Origin of the sequence: Allobosea psychrotolerans (assembly GCF_002917105.1) — a bacterium.
Taxonomy (GTDB): Bacteria; Pseudomonadota; Alphaproteobacteria; order Rhizobiales; family Beijerinckiaceae; genus Allobosea; species Allobosea psychrotolerans.
On sequence record NZ_PQFZ01000001.1, the window covers coordinates 23,252 to 39,283 of the forward strand.

15 protein-coding genes are annotated in these 16,032 nt (G+C 64.1%); 5 read left to right on the top strand and 10 right to left on the bottom strand.

All coding sequences use genetic code 11. The annotated features are described in order from the left end of the window. Nucleotides 1-73 precede the first annotated feature (73 nt). Nucleotides 74-1,366, bottom strand: a complete 1,293-nt coding sequence (locus tag CYD53_RS00100; protein WP_103716136.1) for an MFS transporter — start codon at nucleotides 1,364-1,366, stop codon at nucleotides 74-76. Between the two features lie 520 nt (nucleotides 1,367-1,886). Here CYD53_RS00100 and CYD53_RS00110 point away from each other — a divergent pair. Then, nucleotides 1,887-2,723, top strand: coding sequence for an IclR family transcriptional regulator (locus CYD53_RS00110; RefSeq protein WP_103716137.1), 837 nt, complete (start codon nucleotides 1,887-1,889; stop codon nucleotides 2,721-2,723). Between the two features lie 348 nt (nucleotides 2,724-3,071). Here CYD53_RS00110 and CYD53_RS00115 read toward each other — a convergent pair whose 3' ends face one another. The 8 genes from CYD53_RS00115 to CYD53_RS00150 form a co-directional block, all read right to left on the bottom strand. After that, entirely contained in the window at nucleotides 3,072-3,473 is a 402-nt protein-coding gene (locus CYD53_RS00115; protein WP_103716138.1) for a low affinity iron permease family protein, read from the bottom strand. Nucleotides 3,474-3,549: 76 nt separating this feature from the next. Continuing rightward, a complete protein-coding gene (fghA, locus tag CYD53_RS00120; protein ID WP_103716139.1) occupies nucleotides 3,550-4,389 on the bottom strand; it encodes an S-formylglutathione hydrolase in 840 nt (279 codons plus the stop codon). Nucleotides 4,390-4,628: 239 nt separating this feature from the next. Further along, nucleotides 4,629-5,741, bottom strand: coding sequence for an S-(hydroxymethyl)glutathione dehydrogenase/class III alcohol dehydrogenase (locus CYD53_RS00125; protein WP_103716140.1), 1,113 nt, complete (start codon nucleotides 5,739-5,741; stop codon nucleotides 4,629-4,631). 32 nt (nucleotides 5,742-5,773) lie between these two features. After that, on the bottom strand, nucleotides 5,774-6,058 hold the full coding sequence (locus CYD53_RS00130; RefSeq protein WP_103716141.1) for a metal-sensing transcriptional repressor: 285 nt from the start codon (nucleotides 6,056-6,058) through the stop codon (nucleotides 5,774-5,776). A 150-nt stretch (nucleotides 6,059-6,208) separates the two neighbouring features. Continuing rightward, the gene (locus CYD53_RS00135; protein ID WP_103716142.1) at nucleotides 6,209-7,111 is read right to left on the bottom strand and encodes a hypothetical protein; all 903 of its coding nucleotides are present in this window, start codon (nucleotides 7,109-7,111) and stop codon (nucleotides 6,209-6,211) included. 176 nt (nucleotides 7,112-7,287) lie between these two features. After that, nucleotides 7,288-7,857 carry an NUDIX hydrolase gene (locus CYD53_RS00140; protein ID WP_103716143.1) on the bottom strand — a complete coding sequence of 190 codons (570 nt, stop codon included), beginning with the start codon at nucleotides 7,855-7,857 and terminating at the stop codon, nucleotides 7,288-7,290. Nucleotides 7,858-7,885: 28 nt separating this feature from the next. Beyond that, nucleotides 7,886-8,923, bottom strand: coding sequence for a DUF3616 domain-containing protein (locus CYD53_RS00145; RefSeq protein ID WP_103716144.1), 1,038 nt, complete (start codon nucleotides 8,921-8,923; stop codon nucleotides 7,886-7,888). A gap of 32 nt (nucleotides 8,924-8,955) precedes the next feature. Further along, nucleotides 8,956-9,927: an alpha/beta hydrolase gene (locus CYD53_RS00150; protein ID WP_103716145.1), complete on the bottom strand. Its 972-nt coding sequence runs from the start codon at nucleotides 9,925-9,927 to the stop codon at nucleotides 8,956-8,958. 425 nt (nucleotides 9,928-10,352) lie between these two features. On the opposite strand from CYD53_RS00150, the gene CYD53_RS00155 reads away from it, so the two are divergent. Continuing rightward, nucleotides 10,353-10,676: an ArsR/SmtB family transcription factor gene (locus CYD53_RS00155; RefSeq protein WP_103716615.1), complete on the top strand. Its 324-nt coding sequence runs from the start codon at nucleotides 10,353-10,355 to the stop codon at nucleotides 10,674-10,676. Then, nucleotides 10,673-11,083: an SRPBCC family protein gene (locus CYD53_RS00160; RefSeq protein WP_103716146.1), complete on the top strand. Its 411-nt coding sequence runs from the start codon at nucleotides 10,673-10,675 to the stop codon at nucleotides 11,081-11,083. The genes CYD53_RS00155 and CYD53_RS00160 overlap by 4 nt, the downstream gene beginning before the upstream one ends. Before the next feature lie 121 nt (nucleotides 11,084-11,204). Here CYD53_RS00160 and aceB read toward each other — a convergent pair whose 3' ends face one another. Then, entirely contained in the window at nucleotides 11,205-12,815 is a 1,611-nt protein-coding gene (gene aceB, locus CYD53_RS00165; protein WP_103716147.1) for a malate synthase A, read from the bottom strand. Between the two features lie 320 nt (nucleotides 12,816-13,135). Here aceB and CYD53_RS00170 point away from each other — a divergent pair, with 320 nt between their 5' ends. Both CYD53_RS00170 and CYD53_RS00175 read left to right on the top strand, forming a co-directional pair. Then, nucleotides 13,136-14,452, top strand: coding sequence for a pilus assembly protein (locus tag CYD53_RS00170; RefSeq protein WP_103716148.1), 1,317 nt, complete (start codon nucleotides 13,136-13,138; stop codon nucleotides 14,450-14,452). Between the two features lie 302 nt (nucleotides 14,453-14,754). Next, the gene (locus tag CYD53_RS00175; RefSeq protein WP_245928013.1) at nucleotides 14,755-15,963 is read left to right on the top strand and encodes a pilus assembly protein TadG-related protein; all 1,209 of its coding nucleotides are present in this window, start codon (nucleotides 14,755-14,757) and stop codon (nucleotides 15,961-15,963) included. Nucleotides 15,964-16,032 lie beyond the last annotated feature (69 nt).

Below are 16,032 nucleotides of genomic sequence, written 5' to 3' on the forward strand. Positions count from 1 at the left end.
GCAAGGATAGCGAGCGAGCGGCGCCCTCGTCCAGAGCGTTTCCGATCCATTGGATCGTTCGACAGCTCGAAATCTAGCGCACGCCGAGCCGGCGGCAGAACCACAGGCTGATGATGCTCAGCATGATGATTGCCGTCAGATAAATGCCGGGGCTGGTGCGGTCGCCGGTCTGGGCGACGAGTGCGGCGGCGACCAGCGGCGTGACGCCGCCGAACAGAAGCTGGCCCAGCACATAGCTCAACGAAATGCCCGTCGTCCGCCGCCGGACCTGGAAGAGATCCGAGAGCAGGGCCGGTGCGGTCGCGAAATAGCCGGAATACATCACGAAGGCGAGCAGCGCCTGGATGGTGACAAGCTTGGCAAGCGTCGGCTCCTGCACCAGCCAGATGAACAGCGGGTAGGTCATCAGCAGGCCGATGACGGCGAAGACCAGCATCACCGGGATACGGCCAACCTTATCGGAGAGATGTCCGAACATCACCGGCATGACCGTGTTGATCAGGCCTGCGACCATCGTGCCGATCAGCGCCTGCTCGGTGGTGAGCTTCAGCGTGGTGATGGCGAAGGTCGGCATGTATTGGTTCATGAAGCTGCCGGCGGCTCCGGCCGCGACCACGCCCGCGCCGATCAGCACGATGCGCTTGTCATGAGCGGCGATCTCCCGCAGCGGATTCTTGGCGTGCTCGGTCGTGGCGAAGAGCGGGCTCTCCTGCGCGCGCTTGCGGATGTACCAGGCGACCGGGCCGATCATCACGCCGACGATGAACGGGATGCGCCAGCCCCAGGCCAGCACCTGCTCGGGCGTCAGAAGCGTGTTGACCGCATACGCCGAAAGTGAGGCCAGAAGCACCGAGAAGCCCGAACAAGCCCACTGGATCGAGGCATAGAAGCCGGCTCGCTTGGGGTCCTGCTCGGCCATCAGCGCGGTTACGCTGCCGAACTCGCCGCCAGCCGAGAAGCCCTGCACCATTCGCGCCAGGATCAGCAGAACCGGAGCGGCCAGGCCGATGGTGGCATAGGTCGGGAGGATCGCGGTCACGCCCGTGCCGACCATCATCAGCAGGGCCGAGAGCACCATGGCGGGCTTGCGGCCCGCCTTGTCGGCATAGGCGCCGATGACCATGGCCCCGAGCGGGCGCACCAGCCAGGCCGAGGCGAAGGTGCCCAGCCCGAGCAGGATGCCCACCGTTGGGTCGGCAGTCGGGAAGAACAGCTTGGCGAAGACCGGCACGAACATCGCGTAGATGACGAGGTCGTACCATTCGAACACTGCCCCGATCGAGCCGGCGAGGACAGTGCGCCGAATCGCGCGGTCACGCTCGGTCTGGGTCAGAGCAACGGGAGGCGCGAGCGCGATATCGGTCATGACATTGGTCTTCCTGCTGGAGGGACACCGCGCTGCGGCTCGCGAGTAAAACGGCTGATGGAGAAGACCTCGATCGGCGTTGGGCTTTCGCCGTCGCGGATGAGTTCGGCCAGGACCTCGTCGACGCCGGGCGCGATCTGGAAGCCCGTGCCGACGAAGCCGAAGGCGTGTCGCCGGCCCTGACCTCGCGCGCCTGCCCGTCGAGCAGCAATGCGATGGCCGCATGATCCTTGCGTGCGAGGCGACGGAGCAGCGGCATCTGCGCCGCTCACAGCAATCCGACGGGAAAGGCGTCGAGGCCAAAGGCGACGCGTGCGTCATCATCGACAAGGCTCGGCGATGACAGCCTCGGAAAACCCATCGGCATCTCGAGCGGAAAGCACGCAATCGACCTCGGATCAGCCCACCGGACTGCGGTGCAGCGAGGAAAGCGCCACCATCGAGATGGGTCAACGGCGAATTCCACATGACAAAATTTTTATTGTCATAATTTCGCTATATAGAATTTTATCGTGATGTCATGAGTGGTGCTGTCGATATCGCTGAAACTGCCGGGCCCCAATCTAGCTTGCGTCGGGCCCTGGCCCTGCTCCGCGTCATCGCGGCGGGCGATGCCGCCGGCATGCGGCTGAAAGACATCGCCCTGACAGCCGGCTGCGGCCAGCCGACGGCTCATCGCGCCTTACGCGACCTGATGGCGGAGGGTTTCGTCGAGCAGGCAGCGGGCGGCAAGCGCTATCGGCTCGGGCTCGACTTCTTCGTGCTGGCGGCGCGGGCGGGTCAGGCCGGAGGCCTGCGCGATCTGGCGCGCCCGGCGTTGCTGCGCTTGTCGGCGACCTTGAGCGACACCGTCTTCCTGCTGGTGCGCAATGGCTATGACGCGATCTGCCTGGACCGGATCGAGGGACCCTTCCCGATCCGCACCTTCACCGGCGACATCGGCGGCAAGGTACCGCTCGGCCTCGGCCAAGGCAGCCTCGCCATGCTGGCGCATCTGCCCGAGGCCGAGCGGGAGGCGGTGATCCGCTTCAACATGCCCCGCCTGCTCGATCTCGGCTATCTCGACGAGGCGGCGCTGCGTAGCGCGCTCGACACGACCCGGGCACAGGGTTGGGTCAATCTCAACAAGGGCCTGATCCCAGGCATGGCGGGCGTCGCCGTGCCGATCCTCGATCCCGAGGGCCGCGCCGTCGCCGCGCTCAGCATCGGCACGCTGGCGGAACGGCTGCGCGAAGAGCGCCTGCCGAACATCGTCGCCATGCTGCGAGTCGAAGCGGCAGCGCTTGCGGCCCGGCTCAACCCGTTCGACATGACGCTGCGCTATCCCGCGCGCAGCCTCGGCACGATCGCCATGTGACAGTCTTGCCATGTGACAAACCTGCCTCGCAGGCACCAAGGGGGGCTGCGGCGCAGCGGAACGGCTGCCCCGCATTTGACGGGCGCCAAGACTGCTTGGAAAAGAGGTGAGCGAGGAAGAGGTGGCTGTCGATCGGCGCGAGCGTGGCGGACGGCATCGGCATGACTCATCGCGATCGGAAGCGGACCATAGGCAGGCAATTGCCAGCGAATGCCGTCACCGATGTGGAATGTGTAGGAAGACTGCGCGTGTGGCGCCTGAGCAACTCCGGTACCGGATCGCGCTTGATCGCCGACAGTTCGAATTGGCCTCCTATTGGCTGACCATCTGCCGCATCTCGAGACGGCTTCAGGCTGGCTTGCCATCGCGCGCCTTGCCGGCGCGTTTCTCGAATTCCTGGCGGATCGCCTCGAGTTTCTCCTCGTCGAGCTCTTCCAGATCGAGCAGCTCCTCGCGCGCGCCTTCAAGCCGCACGATCAGTTCGTCGAGCTTGATCTGCATGGCGGCGCTGTCGCGGTTCTGGCTGTTCTGGATGATGAAGACCATCAGGAAGGTGACGATGGTCGTCGAGGTGTTGATCACCAGTTGCCAGGTGTCGTTGAAGCCGAAGAAGGGGCCCGACAGGCCCCAGAGGACGATCACCGCGACGGCGACGACGAAGGTCTGCGGCCTGCCCGCCCAATGCGCCGTCGCCTGGGACAGGCGGGTGAAAAGCGAGCGATCGGTTAGCGCTGCGACACGAGACGGCATGGCGATTTCCCCTGGGCCGGATTTCGACCTGGAGATTCAACGCGTGCGAGGGCTGCCCGTTCCGCAGCCGGATGGCTCAGTCGGGCAGCAGGCGCCGCGCATGCCAGCCGATATGCTGGGCCATGAAGGTCGAGACGAAGTTGTAGGAGTGGTCGTAGCTCTCGCGCATCGTCAGTTCGAGCGGGATCTCGGCCTGGACGCAGGCAAGTTCCAGGAGCCAGGGCCGCAGCCCCTCCTGCAGGAAGCCGTCGGCGGTGCCCTGGTCGACCAGGAGGTCCTTGAGGCGATGCCCGTCTGCGATCAATGCGGTGGAGTCGTAAGGACGCCATGTCGTCTCGTCCGGCCCGAGATATTTCTCGAAAGCGGGCCGCGACCAGCCGGCGGTCGAAGGCTGGGTGATCGGCGCGAAGGCCGAGACGGAGGTGTAACGCAGCGGATTCTTGAGTGCGAGCGTGATCGCGCCATGGCCGCCCATCGAATGGCCAAAGATGCCCTGGCGGCCCATGTCGAGCGGAAAATGCTGGGAGACCAGCGCCGGCAATTCGTCGCGGATGTAGCTCTCCATGCGATAATTCTTTGCATAAGGCTCTTGCGTCGCATCGAGATAGAAGCCGGCGCCGGAGCCGAATTGCCAGTTGTCCGGCTCGTCGGGAATGCCCTCACCGCGCGGTGAGGTGTCAGGGCAGATGATGGCGACGCCGTTGGCTGCTGCGGCGGCGCGGTACTCGCCCTTGTCCATGACGTTCTGGTGCGAGCAGGTCAGGCCTGAGAGATACCAGAGCACCGGCACCGGCCCGTCCTCGATCTGCTGGGGCAGGAAGATCGCGAAGGTCATCGGGCAGGCGCAGACCGTGCTGTCATGGCGATAGACACGCTGCGAGCCGCCAAAGGCCTTTGAGGAGGAGATGAGTTCCATCGGGTATCCTTCGCAGTTGCACGACCTTTGTCATTCCGGGGCTTCGCGGAGCGAAGCGCCCGGAACCCACGAGCGGGCGAAAACGTACCCGCCCGGTTCGCCAAGGGTCGCACCCAGTCGTGGGTTCCGGGCTCAGCGCGGAGTTTATCCTTGGGCCGACCAAAGGTCGGACCCGAGGGCGCTGCCCCGGAATGACGCGGTGGTTCAGTGCGTCATGGATGCGGCTAAAGAACGGCCGCTCAGTACACCACGACCGACCTGATCGACTTGCCTTCATGCATCAGGTCGAAGCCGTGGTTGATCTCGTCCAGCTTTAGCTTGTGGGTGATCAGGTCGTCGATGTTGATCTTGCCCTCCATGTACCAGTCGACGATTTTCGGCACATCGGTGCGGCCGCGCGCGCCGCCGAACGCCGTGCCCTTCCAGACACGGCCGGTGACGAGCTGGAACGGGCGGGTGGCGATCTCCTTGCCGGCCTCGGCAACGCCGATGACGATCGACTCGCCCCAGCCGCGATGGCAGCATTCCAATGCCTGCCGCATCACATCCGTGTTGCCGGTGGCGTCGAAGGAGAAATCCGCGCCGCCGCCGGTGAGATCGACGATCGCCTGCACGACCTTGTCGTTGCCGACCTCTCTGGGGTTGACGAAGTCGGTCATGCCGAACTTCTTGGCCATCTCGACCTTGGCCGGGTTGATGTCGACGCCGATGATCTTGTCGGCGCCGACCATGCGCGCGCCCTGGATGACGTTGAGGCCGATGCCGCCCAGCCCGAAGACCACGACATTCGCGCCCGGCCAGACTTTCGCGGTGTAGATCACCGCACCGATGCCGGTGGTCACGCCGCAGCCGATATAGCAGATCTTGTCGAAGGGCGCGTCCTCGCGGACCTTCGCCAGGGCGATCTCGGGCAGCACGGTGAAGTTCGCGAAGGTCGAGCAGCCCATATAGTGGAAGACCTCGCCGCCATCGCAGGAGAAGCGCGAGGTGCCGTCCGGCATCACGCCCTGGCCCTGGGTGGCGCGGATCGAGGTGCAGAGATTGGTCCGGCGCGACAGGCAGGATTTACAGCTGCGGCATTCCGGCGTGTAGAGCGGGATGACATGGTCGCCGGGCTTCAGCGAGGTCACGCCCGCGCCGATCTCACGCACGATGCCGGCGCCCTCATGGCCGAGGATCGCCGGGAACTTGCCCTCGGAATCCAGCCCCGACAGCGTGTAGGCGTCGGTATGGCAGATGCCGGTCGCCATGACCTCGACCAGCACTTCGCCGGCCTTGGGGCCGCCGATCTCGATAGTCTCGATGGTCAGCGGCTTGCCCGCTTCCCAGGCGACGGCGGCGCGTGTCTTCATCGGATGTGTCCTTCTTCTGGCGGTTATTGCGGTTATTTCAGATAGGGGCGGATGGCGCGCATGATCTGTGCGATCTCCGCCTCGCCGGCTTGCGGCGCGGTCTTCCCGCTCGTTCTTCCCAGCAAGGTTTCGCGCAGATGGCTTTCGAGAACCTCGGCCATCAGCCCGGTCGCCGCGCCGCGCAGCGCCGAGAGCTGTTGGAGCAGCGCGCCGCACTCATCGCCGCGCTCGACCGCGAGCACGAGCGCATCGGCCTGCCCTCTGATGCGGCGCAGCCGGGCGATGGCGCGCTTCTTCTCTTCGGGTGTATGCGGCATGCGATCCGGATACTGGGGTGGAGTATAATGGGCGGACGCTAATATGTCGCTGGCGAGCGTGTCAATGCCGCCCCAGCGGACTTAGAATCAAAACGGCGGCCGCGTTGCCGGGGCCGCCGTTCAGGACATGCCTGGAAATGGCTCGATCGCTCAGAAACTGTAAGACGCTTTCACCTTGACCAGATGCTGGCTGAAATTGGTCAGGTCGAGATCGCCGGGCTGACCCTTGGCCTTGCCGGCGACCTGGATGTTGTAGGCGGCCGAGAGGGCAAGCTGCTTGGTCGCCTGCCAGTAGACGCCGGGGCCTGCGAAAGTCGCGTAGCCGGCCTCGGTGCCGAATCCGAGATCGTTGTAGCGGCGCTGATGGCGCACTTCGCCGCTGAGATAGATGCCGTCCACGGCCTGCCAGGCGAGCGAGGCGCCCAGCGTCAGCGTCGAGCTGCGGCCATAGGGGCTGGGGCCCGTCCAGGTCAGGTCGTGCGAGACGTTGAGGGCGGCGTAGAGCTTGCCGGGGATCAGCGTCTTGTCGGCAAAAACCCGGATGCCGGTGTTGTAGCCGGTGAAGCGGCTGGCGCCGTCGGGATCGGTGCGGTTGACGCTGGGGTCGAGCACCACGGTCAGGCCGATGCCGTGGAGGTCGCGGCCGAGCAGCTTGTATTTCATCTCGACGCCAGCGCCGTAGCTGCGCGAATCCGCGTTGACGCCGCCGAAGGAAGCGTCGGTGTAGTTGCCGAGCAGATAGGGGCCGACCTCGAGGCAGGGCAGCAGGCCATAAGAGCCCTGGAGCTGGGCGCTGTGGCTGTTGAGCGTACCGGCGCGCGCACCGAAGCCCCCGCCATAAGTCAGACTCGGGCCGAAGGAGCCCTTATCCGCGACATCGGAGCCGGTGGTGAAGCCGAAGGCGTCGGTTGGGATGCCCTCGCTCTCACTGCAGGCGGACAAGGTGGCCGGAATCGCCGGCGCGCCCTTGCGCGAGGGCAAATCGGCGGCCAGCGAGACGGTTGCAGCAGCGGCCGAGCCGAGCAAGGCGAGAGCGAGGGATCTGAACGACATGGGCGGGTTCCGGTTGAGATGAGAGACCCTTATGCAAATGCGAATGATTTGCAATATCTGATTCCGCGATTATCCAGCAAAATCAGGATGCCTGAGCCGGAAAGGCAGCGCGAGAGTCGGCGGCGGCCAGGTTGCGCAATGCGACGCAATGTTGCGCTGCGGCAACATGAACGACGTCAGCGCGGTGCCATATCGCCGAGTCGGGCATGCACCCGAGGCGCGATCGCGGCCAGTTCCACCATGGGTTTCCAAGCCGCGGCACGGACCTCCTCCACCTGTGCGACGAGCGCCAGCGTCGGGTCGGCGAGGAAGAGATATTGCAGGTCGTGATGGACATGGTCGGGCTCGCCGCGGGCGGGCTTGCCGGGCACGTCATGGCTGTCGATGGCGAAGGGCAGGTCGCCGCCCTGGTGCCAGGGATGCAGCACCAGTCCCTGGATGCCGGTCTCCTCGACCGCCTCGCGCGCCGCTGAATGGTGGAAGGCCTCAGCCGGCTCGTAATGGCCGCCTGGCTGGAGCCAGCGGCCGATCGCGACATGGTCGATCAGCAATATCTGGGCGTGGTCGGGCGAAAGCACGATCGCGCTGGTGGTGAGATGTCCGGGTATGGTCGCGCGCTCGTCGAGCGCATCGCCCCGCGCGATCTGCCAGCGCAGCAGCGCCAGATGCTCGCGCGGGGAGGCGACCTCGCTGCGATAGCGCGCGACGATCGATGACAGGCGGTCGAGGAAGGATAAAGCGGTCATGCGCTCGGTCTAGCCGATTCGCTGGCTTTCAGGGCGCGGGCAGGCGGTATTCCTCGAACTTGCCGTTCCTGGGACCGTCATAGCCGATCAGGATGTCGAGGCCCGTGGCTGTTTCGGAGAGGATCGTCAGCGCCTCGGCCTTGGCGCTGTCGCGGTTGCGCAGCTTGCCCAGCTCCCGCGCCGCCTCGGGCCGCGCCGGGTCGATGAGCATCAGCGCGTAATCCAGATCCTGCTCCTGCGCCGGGCCGACCAGGGCGAGCAGCCGGCCATCCCTAAGGGCTGCGAGATCGCGGAAGCCGCGCTGGCCGCCGAGCGGGACCGCCACGAGGCCGGGCTCGCCCTGCGCCGGCCGATGCCCGGCCGCGAAGAGATCAGCGAGGCTCGCGCCGATGAGGAAGGCCTTGCCGTCGAGTGAAGGCGCGCGCAAGCCGGCCCAGAGCCGGTCTCCGGCAACGGCGATGGCCTCGACATTCGTGCCATTGGCGCTCATCAGATCCCGGCCGAAAAAGCCACCGGCCGTGCCTGCCCGCCGCAGCAGGTCGCTCAGGCGGTAGGTCAGTTCGGGCGCACCTTCAGCCCGGCCATTGGCGTCGACCTTGATGCGGGCGAGGTGGAAGGCCGAAAGTCGGAACTGGCCGGAATGGCGCGAGCAACCATGCGAGCCGGCGACATAGAAATAGGGCGCGGCAAAAGCGACGCTCTCGCCGTCAAGGTCGCGGAACTTGCCCTGTTCCGGACAGGCTACGGCTGGGGCAGCGCCGAGCGTCGCCGGCGATGGCCCTTCGCCAAGCAGCGGCAGGCTCTCGCCGGGGGTGAGGGCGCCGTCACGAAGCGTCGCGAATTGTGCAGCCGTGCTCTCGTCATTGATCAGCAGGCAGCGCTGCCTGCCGTCGCGCGCCGGCATGCAGGCCATGCCGCTGACGTCATGGGCGGCTTTGCCGGGCTTCTTGCCGGCGAAGTCGCTCGTGGCCTCGATGCGACGCGCTGGCTGCAGCGTGTCGGCCAGGGCGGGCGAGGTTGCAAGAAGGGCACCCGCAAGCAGGGTGCAGAGCCGCAGATGCCGCATGATCCGTTTCCCCTTGGAAGGCCCCAAGCGCCTTAGCCTTCCAGCCAGGATTTCATCACACGCCAGAAGGCGAAGCGCTGCTTGCTCGAGACCAGCGTATGCGCGGCACCTGGGATGATGGTGAGCTGCTTGTCGCCATTGGGCAGTTTCTTGAAGAAGTCGCAGATGTCGTCCATCGAGGCGATGCCGTCATATTGCCCGCTGATCATCAGCACCGGAGCCGTGACCCGATCAGGATGGACCACCGGCAGATTGACCGTCATGTCGAGATAGGTGCCGGCCGGCACACTGTCGCCAAAGGGCAGCTCGGCCTTGATGAAGGCGTCGATCACGTCCTGGTCGGTGGTGCCGGGCTTGTCGCGGGTGAAGATGCTGCCCAGCATGCCGGCATCGCGCGGGCGGCGGTTATGGCTGCGGAAATACTCGGCCTGCTCGGCCCGCTTGCTGAGCGTGCCCGAGCCCTGGCCGGTATAGGTGAAGGCCTGCAGCACCAGCCGCCCGACGCGGTCGGGCCGCGCCATCGCATAGGCGCCGACCCGCAGCGCGCCGGAGCTTTCGCCCATCATATGCATGCGCTCCTGGCCGGTTTCGCGGCGCACCAGGTCGCCTGCGACGGTCAGATCCGCGACGCCGCTGGCGATGTCGGAATTGCCGGAGGTGCGCGTGGATTTGCCATAGCCCTCATGGTCCATGGTCCAGACGTCATAGCCCCAGCGCGCCGCGACATTCATCATTGAGATGTCGTCACGCCCGGGAATGGTCAGGTCGTATGTCGGCCGGCCCGAAGCCGATGAGCCATGTACGAAGAACAGCACCGGCAATGGCTTGCCGCCCGGCGGTCCGACGCGCTTGCGATAGATCGCAAGCTCGACGCCGGGCGCTTTTGTGGCGCTGTATTCGGCGCTCCAGATTGCAGGTTCCTCGGCCTTTGCGCCCTGGCTGTCGAGCGAGGAGGCCAGACCGCCAAGGGCCGCGACCTGAAGCAGCGTGCGACGGTGAAGCATATGCAACCCTCCCGGAGCCTGATCTTGCTTTCGGTCAGAGTAGGAGAGGGGAGCCGAGGGCGACAAGCGGAGCCGCTTGGCTTGCGATCACCAATGCGAGATCCGGCAGCCGCGGTTTGATGTTCGGGCTGTGATCTGACCGCCGCTCCATCGTCATTGCGAGCGCAGCGAAGCAATCCAGAGGACGTAGAGCGTGCCCTCCTCGATTGCTTCGCTGCGCTCGCAATGACGGCAAGGCCATCGCGCCACTGGTCCGGCGGTCTACGCCTTACCCTCCGCCCTCTCCGTCATGCTCGGGCTCGTCCCGAGCATACACGTCTTGAACCCAAGTCGCGACCGGCCATCGCTGCGCCTGCGCCCTCAGTTGACTCATCCATAACTCTCTGGTTATTGATCTGAACAATAACCAGAGAGTTATGGATTCGATGCCGGACAGCCACGACATGCTCTTCAGGACGCTCGCCGACCCGACCCGGCGGGCCATCTTCGAGCGGCTGTGCCGTGACGGCGAGCAGACGGTCGGGGCCTTGACGGCCCGGGCCGGCGTCTCGCAGCCGGCGGTGTCGAAACATCTCGGGGTGCTGAAGCAAGCCGGGCTGGTGCGTGACCGCCATCAAGGTCGCCAGACCCATTATTGCGCGCAGCCCGGCGCCCTGAGCCCGCTGATCGACTGGACAAGCCAGATGGCCGGGTTCTGGGAAGCCCGTTTCGACGATCTCGAAGACCTGCTGAAGAGGATGGACCAATGATCGAAACATTGACCGAGACCCGCTCCGTCGTTGTCGAACGGGAGCTCTCTCATCCGCCGGAAAAAATCTGGCGCGCGCTCACGCAGCCACATTTGATCGCGGAGTGGCTGATGAAGAACGACTTCAAACCTGTCATGGACCATCGTTTCAGCCTTCGCGCCGATTGGGGCGCCGTCGACTGTCAGGTCCTGGCTATGGAGCCGAACAGGGCGCTGTCCTATAGCTGGGGCGCTTACGGCCTCGAGAGCGTCGTCACCTGGACGCTGACTCCGACGCCCGGCGGAACGCATCTGCGCATGGAGCAGTCGGGCTTCAGGCCTGATCAAGTGCAGGCCTATCAGGGCGCCAAGGCCGGGTGGCCGCAGTTTTTTGTAAATCTGGAGCAGGTTCTGGCGCGGGTGGAGTGAAGTTAGCGGGAACGGGGCAAGGCGAAGGACGAGCCTGTCGGACAGGGGCGATCATCGACACCTGGTGGACAAAGCAAAAGCGCCGCCTCGCGGCGGCGCTTTTATCTTCCGACAGCAGTCCTTACAGCTTCCCGTAAGCCGGGACGGTCAGGAACTCCTCGAATTCCGGCGCGAGCGAGAGCTGGGAAAACAGCGCGATCGCCTCGGGGAAGCGGCCCTTGTCGTAAGTCTCTGCGCCGAGCTCGCCCTTCACTCGCGCCATCTCTTCGGTGAGGCAGCGCTTGAACAGATCGGCGGTGACTTTCGTGCCGCCATCGACCTCGACGCCGTATTGCACGAACTGCCAGATCTGGGCGCGGCTGATCTCGGCGGTCGCGGCGTCTTCCATCATGTTGTAGATCGGCACCGCGCCGCGGCCGCGCAGCCAGGCTTCGAGATATTGCACGCCGACGCGGATGTTCTCGCGGAAACCCTCTTCCGTGCGCGTGCCTTGATGGACCTCGAGCAGATCCTTTGCGGTCACGCTGACGTCCTCGCGCTTCTTGTCGAGCTGGTTGGCCTGCGGCATCAGCCGGTCGAACACCTCCATGGCGACGGGGACGAGGTCGGGATGGGCGACCCAGGTGCCGTCATGGCCGTCGCCAGCCTCGCGCTCCTTGTCGGCCTTGACCTTGGCGAAGGCCGCAGCATTGGCCTCAGGATTGTTCTTGACCGGGATTTGAGCCGCCATGCCGCCCATGGCGAAGGCGCCACGGCGATGGCAGGTCTTGATCAGGAGCAGCGAATAGGCGCGCAGGAAGGCTTTTGTCATCACGACCTGCGAGCGGTCGGGCAGGACGTAAGCCGCGTTGCGGGCGAGCTTCTTGATGAAGGAGAAGATGTAGTCCCAGCGGCCGCAGTTCAGCCCGGCCATATGGTCCTTCAGCTCGAACAGGATCTCGTCCATCTCGAAGGCGGCCGGCAGGGTTTCGATCAGGACGGTGGCCTTGATCGTTCCGACCTTCAGGCCGAGCGCGTTCTGGGCTGCGACAAAAACGTCGTTCCAGAGGCGCGCCTCGAGATGGCTCTCGAGCTTGGGCAGGTAGAAATAGGGGCCGGAGCCCGCCGCCAGCGCAGCCTTGGCGTTGTGGAAGACATAAAGCCCGAAATCGACCAGGGAGCCCGAAGCGATTTCGCCGTCGATCTCGATATGCGCTTCCGGCAGGTGCCAGCCGCGCGGGCGGATGATCAGGACGGCGGGCTTGTCCTTGAGCTTGTAGGCCTTGCCGGTGCTCGGTTCGGTGAAGTCGATCTTGTTCGCCCAGCGATCCCTGAGGTTGATCTGACCTTCGATCATATTGGCCCAGACCGGCGATGAGGCATCCTCGAAATCGGCCATGAAGACTTTTGCGCCCGAGTTCAGCGCGTTGATGATCATCTTGCGGTCGACCGGGCCGGTGATCTCGACGCGGCGGTCCAGCAGATCGGCGGGGATGGGCGCGATCTTCCAGTCGCCCTCGCGGATATGGCGGGTCTCGGTCAGGAAATCCGGCGTCTCGCCGGCATCGAAGCGCTTCTGGCGCTCGGCGCGCAGGCTCAGCAGGCGCTTGCGCGTCTCGTTGAAGCGGCGCTGCAGATCGGCGACAAAGGCGAGCGCGTCATGGCTCAGAATCTCGTCGAAGCGCGGGCCGAGCGCGCCCTTGATGACGACGCCCTTGGGCAGGCTGAGGCCGTTGGCTTGAGATGGCGACATGATCTTCTCCCTGCGGCGCGAATGCTGCCAGCATCATGTCGCAGTGTTCTCTTTCTCGAAATCCGGAAAAGAGACGGATCACCTTTCTCGATTTGGAAATAATGCCTGCCGTTGCGAGCCGGGTCGGATGGCGAGCGGGATTGGTGCCCTATGGTTGTTTATGTGCATATATTCTCTCAAAAGTTGTGCTGTCGCTGCGTTATTCACGGCAACTGCGAGATAGAGCCGAGTTCCTGCGATCGATTTTAGCGATTCGTAAGGTCCTGGACGCCATCGCTACCCGCGGTTGAAAACGGCGCAAGGTTGAGAGGTGGCTGGCGATGGAGCGGATCAAGATCGAGGCGACGCGTTTCATGTCGCTTTGGGCGCGTTTTGCTCAGGACCGCTCGGGCAATGTCATGATGCTGTTCGGCCTTGCGATGATCCCGGTTCTCGGGCTGGTCGGCGCGGCGGTCGACTATTCCCGCGCTACCACGATGCGCACCATGCTCAACGCGGCGATCGATTCCGCCGCGCTGATGGCGGCGCGCGACGCGACGAAGCTGAGCGACGCGCAATTGCGCGAAAGGGTCAATGGCTGGATCCGGGCAAGCCTGCATGGCGACGCCGCGGATGGGTTCAGCGGCGCCACCGTCACAATCGACCGCACCGGCCGCACGATCAACATCAGCGCCAAGGCAAGCCTGACGGCAAGCCTGACGCAATTGATCGGCCAGGATGCCATCCAGATCAGCAGCAGCAGCCAGTCGTCATGGGGAACCAACACGATCGAGCTTGCCCTGGTGCTCGATAATACCGGCTCGATGGCATCGTCGGGCAAGATGGATGCGCTGAAGACCGCTTCGCTCGATCTCCTGAAGATCATGAAGGAGGCGACCTCCGAGCCGGACCAGATCAAGATCTCGATCGTGCCGTTCTCGACACGGGTCATTCTCGATACGAGCTACAAGGACGCGAGCTGGCTGCGCTGGGACCAGACGCAGACACAGGAAAGCTGCAGCGGCCACGGCCGGAACTACAGCTGCACCACGACGACGACCACGATCAGCAAGAACAGCTGGCAAGGCTGCGTTGCCGACCGCGACAAGAACTATGACGTGCAGGACGGCGATGGCGGCGGCACCAATGCGAGCGCTTATCCTGCCGATTTCTGCGACGCCTATTCCCCGTCGAGCCAGGCGAAGGTCATGCCGCTGACAAGCAATTGGGACGCCCTGACGCAGCGCATCAACGCAATGACGCCGGTCGGCGCGACCAATGTAACCATCGGCGCCGCCTGGGGCATGGCGACTCTGAGCCCGGGCGCGCCCTTCACGGAAGCAAAACCGCTTGCCACGCCGCGCCTGAAGAAGTTCATGATCCTGCTGACCGATGGCGACAACACCAAGAACCGCTTCGAGGGAGATGGCTCGAGTTCGAATCCGAACATCGATGCGCGCACCAAGCTCGCCTGCGCCAATGCGCAGACGGCGGGAATCGTCGTCTATACGGTGCGCGTCATGGATGGGAACCGAGACCTGCTCAAGGCCTGCGCGTCCGATGCCGGCAAGTATTTCGAAGTGACCGCCGCCTCGCAGCTCAGTCCGATCTTCAAGCAGATCGCCAGCGAGATCAGCGCGGTGCGCCTGACGATGTGATCGTCAGTTTGCAGGCGCTTCTCGAAGGGTAAGGGTCATGTCTTTGAAGGCTTCCAAGCTGTTTTGATTGTATATTTTCAGAAGCACTCTCTATGGTTGCGGTTTCAGTGATTTCTTCACCGAGTTTCCGCGATAGAGGCAAGTTCCAATAGTCGGTTTTATCAATTCGTAAGTTCCGGAGCCCATCGCTTTCTAGGCCGAATGCGGCTTTTGAGGTGTGGGATGCCAAGTCGATGATGCGGATCGGGTCCTTGCGTCAGGCTGTGCGATCATTTCGGTCCGACCGAAGCGGCAATGTGCTTATGCTGTTTGCGTTCGCGCTCGTGCCGATCCTCGCGTTGGTAGGCGGATTGATCGACTACACGCAGGCGGCGAACGCCAGGATCCAGCTCAATGCGGCGGCCGACTCGGCTGCGCTCGCCGCCGTCTCGCAAGCGGCGATGCTGAAATCGATCGCCGATTCCAAGGCCGATGCGGAGAAGATCTTCGACGCCAATGCAGCGAGCTACAAGAGCATGCTGGCGAGCCGGACAGTCGAGATCACCAATGTCGGGCTGAGCCGCTCGGCCAAGGTGATCTACAGCGCGAATTACCCGACCCATTTCGCCAGCTTCGTCGGCCAGGACAAGGTCGTGGTCTCGGGTACGTCGAGCGCCGCAGGAGCGCGCGCGCCCTTCATCGATTTCTTCCTGCTGCTCGACAATTCGCCCTCGATGGGCGTGGCCGCGACGACGGACGACATCTCTGTGATGGTGGCCAAGACCTCGGACAAATGCGCCTTCGCCTGCCATCAGATGGATAAGCCGACCAGCGACTACTATACGCTCGCCAAGAAGCTTGGCGTGCAGATGCGTATCGACGTGGTGCGCCAGGCCTCGCAGCAATTGATGGATACGGCCAAATCGACGGCAACGCTGACCGGCCAATATCGCATGGCGGCCTACACCATGGGCCCCTCCTGCAACGGCAAGACGCTGACGACGATCCAGTCGATCACTTCCGACCTCACGGCCGCGAAGACCTCCGCGGGGGCCATCGACCTGATGACGATTCCCTATGCTGGATACAACAACGATCAGTGCACCGATTTCGACGCGACGATGACGAGCATGAACAAGGTGATCGACAATCCGGGCGACGGATCGAGCGCAGCCTCCCCGCAGAAGGTGCTCTACTTCGTCTCCGATGGCGTCGGCGACTTCTACAATCCGAGCGGCTGCTCGCAGCCGACGACCGGCGGGCGCTGCCAGGAGCCGATCGACACCAGCTTCTGCAAGACGATCAAGGATCGTGGCATCAAGATCGCGGTGCTCTATACGACCTACCTGCCTTTGCCGACGAACAGCTGGTACAACACCTGGATCAAGCCGTTCTCAGCCAAGATCCCGACCAATATGCAGAGTTGCGCGTCGCCTGGCCTCTATTTCGAGGTCAGCCCGAGCCAGGGCATCGCGGAGGCGATGAACGCCTTGTTCCAGCGCATCGTGACCAAGGCCTATCTCTCGATGTGACGGGCAGGGCCTGCACTGGCATTTTGTTTTAACGCGTTTTCTTCACGCGAACCGGTGTCAACTTCGCTC